The following is a 15,409-nucleotide window of genomic DNA, read 5'->3' as shown; positions in this document are numbered from 1 at the left end:
GGCGCCATGACAGACCAGAACAAGCTCCTGGAATATTTGAAGCGGGCCACTGTCGACCTTCGGGACACGCGCGAGCAACTGCGGGCCGTCGAGGACCGGGCCCGGGAGCCGATCGCGATCGTGGCGATGGGCTGCCGCTACCCCGGCGAGGTGGCCAGCGCCGAGGACCTGTGGCACCTGGTGGCGGCCGACGGCGACGCGATCGGCGTGCTGCCGTCCGACCGGGGTTGGGACGTCGACGCCCTCACCGCCGCCGCGGGCGGGCCGCGCAAGGGCGGTTTCCTCAGCGGCGCCGGTGACTTCGACGCCCAGCTCTTCGGCGTCTCACCACGCGAGGCGCTGGTGATGGACCCGCAGCAGCGGCTCATGCTCCAGGTCGCCTGGGAGGCGCTGGAGCACGCCGGCATCGACCACACGCTGCTGCGCGGGAGCCGTACCGGGGTCTTCGTCGGCGCCATGTACCACGACTACGGGGCGCTCGTCGGCACCGCCGGTGACCACGCCGAGAGCTACCTGGCGACCGGCAACGCCGGCAGTGCCATCTCCGGCCGGGTCTCCTACACCTTCGGCTTCGAGGGGCCCGCCGTCACTGTCGACACCGCGTGCTCGTCGTCGCTCGTCGCGGTCCACCTGGCCGCGCAGTCGCTGCGCCAGGGGGAGTGCACGCTCGCGCTGGCCGGCGGCGTCACCGTGATGGCCACGCCGTCGGTGCTGACCGGCTTCACCGTCGACAGCGGCCTCGCCGCCGACGGGCGCTGCAAGTCGTTCGCCGCGTCGGCCGACGGCACCGCCTGGTCGGAGGGCGCGGGGCTGCTCGTGCTGGAGCGGCTGAGCGACGCGCGGCGCAACGGGCACCCGGTGCTGGCCCTGGTGCGCGGCAGCGCGGTCAACCAGGACGGCGCGTCGAGCGGGTTGACCGCTCCCAACGGCCCGTCCCAGCAGCGGGTGATCGCGCAGGCGCTGGCCGGCGCCGACCTCGGGCCGGGTGACGTGGACGTGGTCGAGGCGCACGGCACCGGCACCACGCTCGGCGACCCGATCGAGGCGCAGGCGCTGCTGGCCGCCTACGGGCGGAACCGGCCGCCGGACCGCCCGCTGTGGCTCGGGTCGGTGAAGTCGAACCTGGGTCACACCCAGGCCGCCGCCGGGGTGGCCGGGATCATCAAGATGGTCATGGCGTTGCGGCACGGGCTGCTGCCGCGCACCCTGCACGTGGACGAGCCGACACCGCACGTCGACTGGTCGGCCGGCGAGATGCGCCTGCTGACCGAGCCGGTGCCCTGGTCGCGCTTCGGCAGTGCCCGGCGCGCCGGCGTCTCGTCGTTCGGAGTGAGCGGCACCAACGCGCACGTCATCGTCGAGGAGGCACCCGCCGCGCCGCCCGCGACCCGCGAACCGGCCGCCGCGCCGGCCACCGTGCCGTTGCTGCTATCGGCCGGCTCCGCGACCGCGCTGCGCGAGCAGGCGGAACGCCTGCGCGCGCGGCTCGCCGCCGATCCCAACGTGCCGCTGCTCGACGTCGGCTACTCGCTCGCCAGCGGCCGCACCCTGCTGGACGAACGCGCGGTCGTGCTGGCCGGTGACCACTGCCGGGCGACCGCGAGCCTGACCGCCGTCGCCCAGGGCACTGTCGACCCCGCGGTGATCACCGGGACGGCCCGACCGGGCCGGCTGGCCGTGCTCTTCACCGGCCAGGGCGCCCAGCGCCTCGGCATGGGTGCCGAGCTGCGCGCCGGGTTCCCGGTGTTCGCGGCGGCGTTCGACGAGATCTGCGACCGCTTCGACGCGGTGCTGGACCGGCCGCTGCGGGAGGTGATCGACGCCGACGCCGACGCCCTCCAGCAGACCGCGTACACCCAGGCCGGCCTGTTCGCCCTCGAGGTGGCGCTGTACCGGCTCGTGGAGAGCTGGGGCGTCGTCCCGGACGCGTTGCTCGGCCATTCGATCGGCGAGCTGGCGGCCGCCCACGTGGCCGGGGTGCTGTCGCTCGACGACGCCTGCGCCCTGGTGGCCGCGCGCGGCCGGTTGATGCAGCAGTTGCCGCCCGGCGGCGCGATGCTCGCGGTCGACGCCACCGAGGACGAGGCGACCGCCGAGCTGGCCGACTTCGCCGGCCGGCTGGACGTGGCGGCGGTGAACGGGCGGGCCCAGGTGGTGGTGTCCGGCGACGAGGACGCGGTGTTCGAGCTGGCCGCCCGCTGGACCGCGCAGGGCCGGCGCAACAACCTGCTGCGCGTCTCGCACGCGTTCCACTCGGTCCGGATGGATCCGATGCTCGACGAGTTCCGGGCGGTGGCGGAGAGCCTGACGTACGCCGCGCCGCGGATCCCGGTCGTGTCCAACGTGACGGGTGCGGTCGCCGAGCGGCTGGACGCCGAGCACTGGGTCCGGCACGCCCGCCGGGCCGTCCGGTTCGCCGACGGGGTGGCCGGCCTGGAGGCGGCGGGCGTGACTCGCTTCCTCGAACTCGGGCCGCACCCGGTGCTGACCGCGCTGACCCGGCACTCGCTCACCGAGACCGCCGACGCCCCGGCGGTGATCGCGCCGGCGCTGCGGCAGGGCCACGGCGAGACCGCCACCCTGCTGGCCGCGCTCGCCGAGCTGCACGTGGCGGGTCAGCCCGTCGACTGGGCCGCGGTCTACCGGGTGTGGGGCGGCACCCGCGTCGTGCTGCCCACCTATCCGTTCGCGCGGGACCGCTACTGGCCGGTCCCCGCGCCGCAGCGCGCCGAGGTCACCGGCGCCGGCGCGTTCTGGGCGGCGGTCGACGACGACGACGTTCCACGGTTCACCGGGCTGCTCGGCGTCACGCCGGACACCCGGGTGACCGAACTGCTCCCGGCCCTGTCCGCCTGGCGCGGGCAGGCCGCCGAGCAGGCGGCCACCGACTCCTGGCGCTACCGGATCGAGTGGCGGCCGGCGCATCCGACGCCGGCCCGGCTGACCGGCACCTGGCTGGTGGTGACGCCGGGCGACGACGACGAGGTGGTCAGCGACGTGGCCGGCGCGCTGAAGGCCGGCGGCGCCGAGTCCCGGGTGGTCATGCTCACCGGTGACCGGGTGGCGGTGGCGGAGGGCCTGCGGCCCTACCGGTCGGCCGGGCTGGCCGGCGTCGCCTGCCTGCCCGCGGGCGCGGGCGCGGCGTGGCTGCTGAGCGTCACCCAGGCCCTGCACGACCTGGACTGGAACGTGCCGCTGTGGTGCCTGACCCAGGACGCGGCGACCGGTGACGACCCGCACCGCGACCTGGTCTGGGGGCTCGGCCGGGTCGCCGCCCTGGAGTTCCCGCGGTGGTGGGGCGGCCTCGCCGACCTGCCCGCCGAACTCGACGTGCTCGCCGCCCGGCACCTGGTGAGCGTGCTCGCCGGCGGCCGGGAGGACCAGGTCGCGGTCCGTGCGTCCGGGGTGACCGCGCGCCGGCTGGTCCGGGCGCCGGCCCGGCCGCGCACCGGGACCGGCTGGACGCCGACCGGCACCGTGCTGCTGACCGGCGGCGCCGGCGCGCTCGGCGGACACGTGGCCCGCTGGCTGGCCGACCGGGGCGCGCCGCACCTGCTGCTCGCGGGACGCCGGGGCGCGGACACCCCGGGCGTGCCGGAGCTGGTTCGCGACCTGACGGACCGTGGCGCGCGGGTCACGGTCGCGGCCTGCGACGTGACCGACCGGGACGCGGTGACCGCGCTGCTCGACGCCGTGCCGGCGGAGCATCCGCTCTCCGCGGTGGTGCACGCGGCCGGCAGCGGCACGGTGTGCCCGATCACCGAACTCACCCCGGACGTCCTGGCCGACGCGATGCGCGCCAAGGTCGTCGGCGCGGAGGTGCTCGACGAGGTGCTCGCCGACACGCCGCTCGACGCGTTCGTCGTGTTCGGTTCGATCGCCGGGGTGTGGGGTGCGGGCGGGCAGGGCGCATACTCCGCGGCCAACGCCCACCTCGACGGGCTGGTCCGGCGGCGGCGCGGCCGCGGCCGGCCGGGCACCTCGGTGAGCTGGGGTCCGTGGGCCGGCGCCGGGATGGCGGCCGGGGACGGGGCCGACGCGTACCTCCAGCGGCGCGGCCTGCCCCCGATGGACAGTGGCCTCGCGGTGGCGGCGCTGGCCGCGGCGGTCGGCGGCGACGACGGGTGCGTGGTCGTGGCCGACGTCGACTGGGGCCGCTTCGCCCCGGCGTTCACCGCGCTGCGGCCCCAGCCGTTGCTCACCGAGCTGGCCGACGCCGGCCCCGGTGCGGCGGCCGAGCCCGACGGCAGGGACGGCGAACGGGACCGGCTCACCGCACTGCCCGCCACCGAGCGCCCGGCGGCCGTCCTGGACCTGGTGCAGCGGCACGCCGCGGCCGTGCTCGGCTATGCCCAACCGGCCACCCTGCGGGTCGACCGCGCGCTGCGCGACCTCGGCATGGACTCGGTGACCGCGGTCGAGCTGCGGGACCGGCTCGGCCGGGCGGTGGGCGAGCGGCTGGCCGCCACCGTCGCGTTCGACCACCCGAGCGTCCGCGCGCTCGCCGAGCACCTGGAGACGCTGCTGTTCGGCGGCCGGGCCGAGGACGACGACGACACCCGTATCCGGCGGGCGCTGCAACTGATCCCACTGTCGCGACTGCGCGGCGCCGGCCTGCTCGACACGCTGCTGAGCCTGGCCGAGCCGGAACCGGGCGCCGACCCGCTCGCGCCGACCACCGACGAGATCGACGACCTGGACGGCGAGGACCTGCTGCGGCTGGCGCTCGGCGGACGGGCCTCCTGAACCACCCCGACGCGACGACCCCGCTGGAGTTCAAGATGGCTTCGACCGAAGACTACGTGGCCGCGCTGCGGTCGTCGTTGAAGGAGACCGAGCGGCTGCGCACGGTGAACCGGGCGCTGGCCGAGGCCGCCACCGAGCCGATCGCGATCGTCGGGATGGCCTGCCGGTTCCCCGGCGCCGACTCGCCGGAGGCGCTGTGGCGGCTGGTCGACGGCGGCGGCGACGCGATCACCGGCTTCCCGGACGACCGGGGCTGGACGGTGGACCCGGACGGGCCGGGGTACGCGGCGCGGGGCGGCTTCCTCGCCGGCGGCGCCGACTTCGACGCCGAGTTCTTCGACATCTCCCCGCGCGAGGCGCTGGCCATGGACCCGCAGCAGCGGCTGCTGCTGGAGACGTCGTGGGAGGCGATCGAGCGGGCCGGGATCGACGCCGACGGCCTGCGGGGCACCCGCACCGGGGTGTTCGTGGGCGCGGCCACCTCCGGCTACAACTACCTGCTGGCGGACGAGCCGGCGGCGGAGGGGCACGCGCTGACCGGCAGCGCCACCAGCGTGCTCTCCGGCCGGGTCGCCTACACCCTCGGGCTGGAGGGCCCGGCGGTCACCGTCGACACCGCCTGCTCGTCGGCGCTGGTCGCCTGTCACCTCGCGGCGCAGGCGCTGCGTCGGGGGGACTGTGTGACCGCGCTCGCGGCCGGCGTCACCGTGCTCGTGTCGCCCGAGGTGTTCGGGGAGTTCGCCCGACAGGACGGTCTGGCCTCGGACGGGCGGTGCAAGCCGTTCGCGGCGGCCGCCGACGGCACCGGCTGGGCCGAGGGCGTCGGCGTCCTGGTGCTGGAACGGCTCTCCGAGGCGCAGCGGCTCGGCCGGCGGGTCCTCGCCGTGCTGCGCGGCAGCGCGGTGAACTCCGACGGGGCCAGCAACGGCCTGACCGCGCCCAGCGGTCCGGCCCAGCGCCGGGTGATCCGGCAGGCGCTGGCCGGGGCGGACCTGACGCCCGCCGACGTGGACGCGGTCGAGGCGCACGGCACCGGCACCCGGCTCGGCGACCCGATCGAGGCCGAGGCGCTGCTGGCGACCTACGGCCACGGTCGGCCGGCGGACGATCCGCTGTGGATCGGCTCGGTGAAGTCGAACATCGGGCACACCCAGGCGGCGGCCGGCGTCGCTGGCGTCATCAAGATGGTGATGGCGATCCGGCACGGCCGGCTGCCGCGAACCCTGCACGTGGACGAGCCGACGCCGTACGTCGACTGGAGCGCCGGCGGCGTCGCCGTCCTCACCGACCCGGTCGACTGGCCCCGGCGGGAGCGCCCGCGCCGGGCCGGCGTCTCGTCGTTCGGGGTGAGCGGCACCAACGCCCACGTGATCCTGGAGCAGGCGCCGGCGCCGGCGGCCGTCGAGCCGGTCGGGGCGGCCACCGGCCCGGTCCCGTGGATCGTCTCCGGGCGCACCGCGGCCGGCCTGCGCGCGCAGGCCGAACGGCTGCGGGTGTTCGCCGCCGAGGACCACGACCGGCACGCGGTCGCCCGGGCGCTGACCGGCACCCGATCGGCCATGGAGCACCGGGCCGTCGTGCTGGCGGGTCCGGAGGGGGCCGCCGGGCTGGCCGCGGTCCGGGACGGGCACGCCGCGCCTGGGGTGGTCCGGGGCACGGTCAGCGCGGGCAAGCTCGCGTTCCTGTTCACCGGTCAGGGCGGCCAGCGGATGGGGATGGGCCGGGAACTGCACGCGACCTACCCGGTCTTCGCCGAGGCGTTCGACGACGTCTGCGCCCGCTTCGACGCCCACCTGGACCGCCCGCTGCGCGACGTGGTGTGGCACGACGCGGAGCTGCTCGACCGGACCGGTTACACCCAGGCCGGGCTGTTCGCGGTCGAGGTCGCGCTGTTCCGGCTGGTCGAGTCGTGGGGCGTCGTGCCGGACGTGCTGCTCGGTCACTCGATCGGCGAGCTGACCGCGGCGTACGTGGCCGGGGTGCTCCCGCTCGACGACGCGGTCACGCTCGTCGCGGCCCGGGGCCGGCTGATGCAGGAGCTTCCCGCCGGCGGCGCCATGCTGTCGGTGCGTCTCGGCGAGGCGGAGGTCGCCGCGGCGCTGCCGGACGGTCTCGACATCGCCGCGGTGAACGGCCCGGAGTCGGTGGTGGTCTCCGGCGACGCCGAGGCGGTCGCCGCGTTCGCGGCGAGCTGTGCCCGGGACGGGATCAAGACCCAGCGGCTGCGTGTCTCGCACGCGTTCCACTCGGCCCGGATGACGCCGATGCTGGACGCGTTCCGGGCGGTGGCGGCCGGGCTCAGCTATGCCCCGCCCCGCATCCCGATCGTGTCCAACCTGACCGGAGCGGTGGTCGACGGGTACGACGCCGACACCTGGGTGCGGCACGTGCGGCGCACGGTCCGCTTCCACGACGGCGTGCAGGCGCTCGCCGAGCTGGGCGTCCGCCGCTATCTGGAACTCGGCCCGGACGGCGTGCTCACCGGCATGGCCCAGCTCGGCCCGGACGGGACCGCCCAACCCGGGGACCTGGCCCCGCCGGTGCGGGTGGCCGCCCTGCGCCGCGAGCGGCCCGAGCCCGAGACGCTGTTGGAGGCGGTCGGGGCGCTGTTCACCGTCGGCGTCGGGGTGGACTGGGCGGCGGTCGTCGGCCGCGACGTCGGCTCGCCCGCGGAACTGCCCACCTACGCGTTCCAGCGGGACCGCTACTGGCCGGCGCACCGCGCCCCGGCCGCCGACGACTGGCGCTACCGGGTGGTGTGGACGCCCGTCACCCCCACGCCGGTGCCCCGCCCGGGTGCCCGGCTGGTCTTGGTGCCCGAGGGCGTCGCGGCCGAGGACGTGGTGGCCGCGCTCGGCGACGACGTCACGGTCCTGACCCTGACGGCCGCCGACCTCGACCGGGCGGCCCTGACCGCGCGCCTGGCCGCGACCGGCCGGGACTTCGCTACGGTCGTCTCGCTGGCCGGGCTGGCCGACGAGCCGATGCCCGACGGCGTGGTGGCACGCGGCGCGGCGCTGACGCTCACCGTGCTCCAGGCGCTCGGCGACGCCGACGTCGGCGCACCGCTGTGGACGATCACCCGGGACGTGTCCGAGCACCCGTTCGCGGCCCAGGTGTGGGGGATCGGCCGGGTGGCCGCGCTCGAACACCCGGACCGGTGGGGCGGCCTGATCGCCCTGCCCGCCGACGTCGACGCGACGGCGCTGCGCCACCTGGCCGACGTGCTGGCCGACGGCGGCGAGGACCAGGTGGCGATCCGGCCGACCGGGGTGAGCGCCCGCCGCCTCGTCCGCGCCGCCCCGCCGGTCGCCGCCGCGCCCGTCGTGGCCTCGCCGGTCGGCGGCGACGCCACCGTGCGCGGGAGCGGCGACGCCACCGTGCTCGTCACCGGCGGCACCGGAGCGTTGGGCGCGCACGTCGCGCGGATGCTGGCCGACCGTGGTACCCGGCACGTCGTGCTGACCGGCCGGCGCGGGGCCGACGCCCCCGGCATGGCCGGCCTCGTCGAGGAACTGGCCGGTCGCGGCACCACCGTCACGGTCACCGCCTGCGACGTCGGCGACCGGGACGCCGTCGCCGCGCTGCTCGCCGACATCCCGGACCTGAAGGGGGTGGTGCACGCGGCCGGGGCCGGGGAGTTCGGCACGCTGGCCGACACCGACCTCGACGCGTTCGCCGCGACCCTGCGGGCCAAGGTGGCCGGCGCCGGGCACCTCGACGAGCTCACCGCCGACCTCGACTTCTTCGTCGTGTTCAGCTCCGTGGCCGGGGTCTGGGGCAGCGGACAGCAGGGCGCGTACGCGGCCGCCAACGCGTTCCTCGACGCCCTCGTCCAGCGGCGTCGGGCCGCCGGCCGGCCGGGCCTGGCGCTCGCCTGGGGCCCGTGGGCCGGCGCGGGCATGGCCGGTGACGCGAGCACCCAGGACTACCTGCGCCGGCGAGGGCTGCGGGCGATGGAGCCGGCGCGGGCCGTGGCCGTCCTGGCCGCCGCGCTCGACGGCGACGGCGGATGCCTGGCCGTCGCCGACGTCGACTGGCCGACCTTCGCCCCCGCTTTCACCGCGTCCCGCCCGCAGCCGCTGCTCGCGCTGCTGCCGGAGGCGGTCGGCCCGGCCGCCGACGTGCGCCCCGGCGGCGACCCGCCGGCGTTCGCGGTCACCCTGCGCGGGCTGCCCGTCGCCGACCGGGAGCGCGCGCTGCGCACCCTGGTCCGCGAACAGGTGGCGGTGGTCCTCGGGCACCGCGACGTGGGCGGCGTGGACGTGCGGATGCCGTTCAAGAAGCTCGGCTTCGACTCGCTGACCGCGGTCGAGCTGCGCAACCGGCTCGGCGCCGAGACCGGCCTGACGTTGCCGGCCACGCTCGTCTTCGACCACCCCACCCCGGTGGCGCTGGCCGGTCGGCTGCGCGAGCTGCTGGCCGGGGAGTCCGTCCCCGCTCCGAGCGTGGAGCCGGTCACCCGGAGCGGGCCGGACGAGCCGATCGCCATCGTGGGCATGGCCTGCCGCTATCCGGGCGACGCGGACAGCCCCGAGGCGCTGTGGCGGCTGGTCGACGGCGACGGCGACGGCCTCACCCCGTTCCCGGCCGATCGCGGCTGGGACCCGGCGTCGCTCGACGACCCGGACGCCCGGGGCGGCTTCCTGCGTGACGTCACCGGGTTCGACGCCGACCTGTTCGCCGTCTCGCCGCGCGAGGCGCTCGCCATGGACCCGCAGCAGCGGATGCTGCTGGAGGTGGTCTGGGAGACCTTCGAACGGGCCGGGATGGACCCCCGCTCCACCGCCGGCACCCGCACCGGCGTGTTCATGGGCACCAGCGGCCAGGACTACCTCGGCCTGCTCGCCGTCGCCGGCGAGGAGACCGACGGGCACCAGGGCACCGGCAACGCGGCCGCGGTGCTGTCCGGCCGGGTCGCCTACACGTACGGGCTGGAGGGTCCCACGCTGACCGTGGACACCGCCTGCTCCTCGTCGCTGGTGGCGCTGCACCTGGCCGTGCAGGCGCTGCGCAACGGCGAGTGCGCGACCGCGCTGGCCGGCGGCGTGACAGTGATGGCCACGCCCACCGCGTTCGTCGAGTTCCGCCGCCAGCTCGGCCTGGCCGCCGACGGGCGGTGCAAGCCGTACGCGGCGGCCGCCGACGGCACCGGGTGGGGCGAGGGCGCCGGGGTGCTGCTGCTCGAACGGCTCTCCGACGCGCGGCGTCACGGGCACCGGGTGCTGGCGCTGGTCCGGGGTACGGCGGTGAACTCCGACGGCGCCAGCAACGGCCTGACCGCGCCGAACGGCCCGGCGCAGCAGCGCGTGATCCGGCAGGCGCTGGCCGCCGCCGGGCTGCGACCGTCCGACGTGGACGTGGTGGAGGGGCACGGCACCGGCACCCGGCTCGGCGACCCGATCGAGGCGCAGGCGCTGCTGGCCACCTACGGCCAGGACCGCGCGCGGCCGCTCTGGCTGGGCTCGGTCAAGTCGAACATCGGGCACACCCAGGCCGCCGCCGGCGTCGCTGGAGTGATCAAGATGGTGCAGGCGATGCGGCACGACCGGCTGCCCCGCACGCTGCACGTGGACCAGCCGACGCCGCAGGTCGACTGGGCGTCCGGGGCGGTGCGGCTGCTCACCGAGCCGGTGCCGTGGACCCGTGCCGGGCACGCCCGGCGGGCCGGCGTCTCGTCGTTCGGCATGAGCGGCACCAACGCCCACGTGATCATCGAGGAGGCGCCGGAGGCGGCGGCCGTGCCGGGCACCCCGACTCCGGTCACCCCGTCCTGGCCGATCTCGGCGCGTACCGCGGTGGCGTTGCGCGCCCAGGCCGCCGCCCTGCGCGACGTCGAGGCCGAGCCGGCCGCGGTCGCCCGGGCGTTGGTGGCCGGGCGGGCGGCGCTGGAGCACCGGGCCGTGGTCGTGGGCGCGGACGCCGCCGGGCTCGCCGCCGTCGCGACCGGCGCCACCGCGACCAGCCTGGTCACCGGGGTACGGTCGGCGACCGCCGCCGAGGGCGGCGTCATCCTCGTCTTCCCCGGCCAGGGCGGCCAGTGGGCCGGCATGGCGGCCGACCTGCTGGACACCTGCCCGGTCTTCGCCGACCGGTTCGCCGAGTGCGAGGCGGCCCTGGCCGAGCACCTGGACTGGGCGGTCGGCGCCGCGTTGCGGAGCCGCGACGAGTCCTGGACGGAACGCTCCGACCTGCTGCAACCGGCGCTGTGGGCGGTGATGGTGTCGCTGGCCGCGGTGTGGGAGTGGCTCGGCGTCGACGTCGCCGGCGTGGTCGGGCACTCGCAGGGCGAGTTGGCCGCCGCCGTGGCCGCCGGGGCGCTGAGCCTCACCGACGGTGCCCGGATCTCGGTCGAGCGGGCCCGCATCCTGCTCCGGCTGGCCGGCCAGGGCGGCCTGCTGGCCGTGGGGACCGACGTCGAGCGCGCCGAGGCGCTGCGGGACGGCGTCGACGGCGCGGTGATCGGCGCGGTGAACGGCCCCCACCTGGTGGTGCTGTCGGCCGACTCGGCCGGCCTGGCGATCATCGAACAGCGCTGCGCCGCGCAGGGCCTCTGGTCGCGACGGGTGGCCATCGACTACGCCTCCCACTCGGGGCAGGTGGAGGCGGTCCGCGACGACCTGCGCGCGGCGTTCGGCACGGTCCGGCCGACGGCCGGCCGGGTCCCGTTCTACTCGACGGTCACCGGTGGCCTGCTCGACACCACCGCGCTCGACGCCGACTACTGGTACGACAACCTCCGCAACCCGGTCCGCTTCGACGAGGTCGTGCAGGGGCTCGTCGAGGCCGGGCACACCACGTTCGTCGAGGTGAGCCCGCACCCGGTGCTGGCCGCCGCGCTCCAGGACCGGGTCGACGCCGCCGGCGGCCTGGTGACCGGGACGCTGCGCCGCGACCACGACGGCTGGTCCCGGCTGCACCGGGCGGCGGCCGAGCTGTGGGTACGCGGCGCCACCGTGGACTGGTCCGTGCTCACCCCGCCCGGCCCGGTGGCCGACCTGCCCACCTACCGGTTCCAGCACGAGCGGTTCTGGCCGCGGGTGCGCGCGAGCGCCGGCGACGTTTCCGCGGCCGGGCTCGCCGCCGGCGACCACCCGTTGGTCGGCGCGGCGGTGACGCTCGCCGACGGCGACGGGCTCGTGCTCACCGCCCGGATCTCCGTGACCACCCACCCGTGGCTCGGCGACCACCGGGTGCTGGGCCGGATCGTCTTCCCCGGTACCGCGTTCGTCGAGCTGGCCGGTCAGGCCGGGCGGCTGGTCGGCGCCGGCGCGCTGCGGGAGCTGACCATCGCCGCGCCGTTGGTGCTGCCGCCGGCCGGGGACGTGTTGCTCCAGGCGCGGGTCGGCGGCCCGGAGAGCGACGGCGTCCGGACGGTACGTATCGCCGCCCGCGCCGGCGCCGACGGCCCGTGGGTGCGGCACGCCGACGGCCTGCTCGCCGACGACACCGCCGAGCCCGGCTTCGACCTGCGGGACTGGCCGCCGGCCGGCGCGGAACCGGCAGGCGTGGACGACACCTACCACCTCGCCGCCCACGCCGGCCTGGACTACGGGCCGGACTTCCGGGGCCTGCGGGCGGCGTGGCGGCACGGCGACGACGTGCTGGCCGAGGTCGAGCTGCCCGAGGGCGTGGACGTCGACTCCTACGCGGTGCACCCGGCCCTCTTCGACGCCGCCCTGCACGCGGCGGCGCTCGTCGGGGGCGGCGAGGGCGCGCGGTTGCCGTTCGCGTGGACCGGCGTGACCGTGTACGCGGCCGGCGCGCGGACGCTGCGGGTGCGGCTGCGCGCGGTCGGCGACGACGGCCTCGCGGTGCACCTGGCCGACGCGACAGGCACCCCGGTGGCCACCGTCGACCGGCTGGTGTTCCGCCCGGTCGCCGGCGACAGCCTGACCCGCGCCCCGCGACCGGACGACGCGCTGTTCCGCGTCGAGTGGGACGAGGCCCGTGCCGAGGGTAGCTCCGCCGGCCGGACCTACCTGGCCGTCGGCGACGTCACCGCGCCCGACCTGCCGCTGCTGGCCGCGATCGAGCCCGGTGCGCCCGCCGACCTCACCCGTCGCACGCTCGACGTGGTGCAGCGGTGGCTCGCCGGGGACGACGCCGCCCGGCTCGTGGTGCTCACCCGGGCCGCCACCCCGGCCGGCGGGCCGGTCGGCGATCCGTCCGCCGCGGCCGTGCTCGGCCTGCTCCGGTCGGCCCAGAACGAGCACCCGGGCCGGATCGTCCTGGTGGACACCGACGGGCTGCCGGAGTCGTGGGCGGTGGTGGCCGGCCCGCTGCCGGTCGACGAGGAGCCGCAGCTCGCGGTACGCGCCGGAGTCGTGCTCGTGCCGCGGCTGAGCCGGGCCCTGCCCGCCGCTCTCGTGCCCCCGGCCGACGGACCGTGGCGGTTGGAGGCCGGCACCGCCGGCACCCTCGACGGTCTCGAACTGCGCCCGTCCCCGGCGGCCTCGGCGCCGCTGGCCGACGGTCAGGTGCGGATCGCGGTGCGGGCCGCCGGCGTCAACTTCCGGGACGTCGCCATCTCGCTCGGCCTGACCGACCAGCAGGGCATGGGCACCGAGGCGGCCGGCGTGGTCACCGAGGTCGGCCCGGACGTCACCGACCTGGCTCCGGGCGACCGGGTGTTCGGCGCGATCGGCGGCGCGTTCGGGCCGGTCGTGGTGGCCGAGCGCGCGCTCGTGGCCCGGATCCCGGACGGCTGGAGCTTCGCCGAGGCGGCCTCGGTCACCACCGTCTACCTGACCGCCTGGTACGGCCTGCGCGACCGGGGCGGCCTGCGCGCGGGGGAGACGCTGCTGGTGCACGCCGCGGCGGGTGGGGTCGGGATGGCCGCGGTCGAGCTGGCCCAACTCTGGGGTGTCGAGGTCTTCGCCACCGCGAGCCCGGCCAAGTGGGACACGGTCCGCGAGCTGGGCGTGGCCGACGACCACCTGGCCTCCTCGCGCACACTCGACTTCGAGGGCTCCTTCCGGGCCGTGACCGGCGGCCGCGGCGTGGACATGGTCCTGCACTCGCTGACCGGCGAGTACACCGACGCGTCGCTGCGCCTGCTGACGCCGGGCGGCCGGCTGATGGACATGGGCAAGACCGACAAGCGTGACCCGCTGGAGGTGGCCGACCGCCACCCCGGCATCCGGTACGACGCGTTCGACCTGTTCGAGGCCGGTGCCGTGCGCATCGGAGAGCTGCTGCGCGAGGTGCTGCGCCTGTTCGACCAGGGCCGGCTGCGGATGCTGCCGATCACCGCCTGGGACGTCCGGGACGCGCCGGCCGCGTTCCGGCACATCAGCCGGGCCCGGCACGTCGGCAAGAACGTCTTCACCGTGCCCGCGCCGCTGGACCCGGCCGGCACGGTGCTGGTCACCGGCGGCACCGGCCAGCTCGGCGGCCTGCTGGCGGAGCACCTGGTGACCGCGTACGGGGTGCGGAACCTGCTGCTGACGAGCCGCCACGGCCCGGAGGCGTCGGGCGCCGCGGAGCTGACCGCGCGGCTGCGGGAGTCCGGCGCCACGGTCGACGTGGTCGCCTGCGACGTGGCCGACCGCGCCGCGCTCGCCGCGCTGCTCGACGGACGCCGGTTGACCGGTGTGGTGCACTGCGCCGGTGTGCTCGACGACGGGACGTTCGCCGCGCTGACGCCGGACCGGATCGACACCGTGTTCCGGTCCAAGGTCGACGCCGCGCGGCACCTGCACGAGCTGACCGTCGACCACGACCTGGCGATGTTCGTGCTCTACTCGTCGGTCGCGGCCACGTTCGGCTCGCCCGGGCAGGCGAACTACGCGGCGGCCAACAGCTACCTCGACGCGTTGGCCGCCCACCGCCGCGGGCTCGGCCTGCCGGCGGTGTCGCTGGCCTGGGGACTGTGGGCCCAGCCCAGCGGGATGACCGCGCACCTCGACGGCGCGAACCTGGACCGGGCGACCCGGGCCGGCGCCGCGCTGGACTCCGCGACCGGCCTGGCGTTGTTCGACGCGGCGCTCACCCTGCCCGGCGCGCACCTGGTGCTGTCCGCGCTGGACCGTTCCGGCTTCGGCGACGCGGTGCCCCCGCTGCTGCGCCGGCTGGTGCGTCCGGCCGTGCGCCGGGTCGCCCCGGCGGCGACCGCCGGGGCGGTGCCGCTGGCCGAGCGGCTGGCCCCGCGCCCCCCGGCCGAGCAGGACGCGATCCTGCTGGACCTGGTGGTCGCGCACGCCGCCGCCGTGCTGGGGCACCCGACCACCGACGCGGTGGGCGCGGAACGGGCGTTCAAGGACCTCGGCTTCGACTCGCTGACCGCGGTCGAGCTGCGCAACCGGCTCACCGCCGAGACCGGCGTCCGGCTGCCGGCGACCCTGATCTTCGACCATCCGACCCCGCTGGCCCTGGCCACCCGGGTCCGGACGCTGCTGCTGCCGGACCGGAGCAGCCCGGAGGTGGCGTTGCGGCGCGGCCTGGACGAGGTGGAGACGGCGCTGGGCGAGGTCGCCGCGCTCGACTCCAACGAGCGCTCCCGGCTGCGGATGCGCCTGGAGGTGCTGCTGGAGCGGGTGCGCGACGCCGGCGACGAGGCCACCGCCGGGACGGCCGGCGGCGACGACGACCTGGCGTCGGCCACCGCGGACGACATCTTCGCCCTCATCGACAGCGAACTCGGAACGTCCTGAGAGGACCC

The 15,409-nt window shown here is 76.9% G+C and carries 2 protein-coding genes; both read left to right on the top strand.

Going from position 1 to position 15,409, the window contains the following annotated elements; all coding sequences use genetic code 11:
* Nucleotides 1-6: 6 nt before the first annotated feature.
* Nucleotides 7-4,746 (top strand): type I polyketide synthase, encoded by a 4,740-nt coding sequence (locus O7618_RS12635; protein ID WP_278106264.1) that lies wholly within the window; start codon nucleotides 7-9, stop codon nucleotides 4,744-4,746.
* A 35-nt stretch (nucleotides 4,747-4,781) separates the two neighbouring features.
* On the top strand, nucleotides 4,782-15,401 hold the full coding sequence (locus O7618_RS12630) for a type I polyketide synthase (protein WP_278106262.1): 10,620 nt from the start codon (nucleotides 4,782-4,784) through the stop codon (nucleotides 15,399-15,401).
* Nucleotides 15,402-15,409: the final 8 nt, after the last annotated feature.

Source organism: Micromonospora sp. WMMD980 (assembly GCF_029626035.1).
Taxonomy (GTDB): Bacteria; Actinomycetota; Actinomycetes; order Mycobacteriales; family Micromonosporaceae; genus Micromonospora.
Note: the sequence above shows the minus strand (reverse complement) of the source record. Positions and strands in the feature narration are given on the sequence as shown.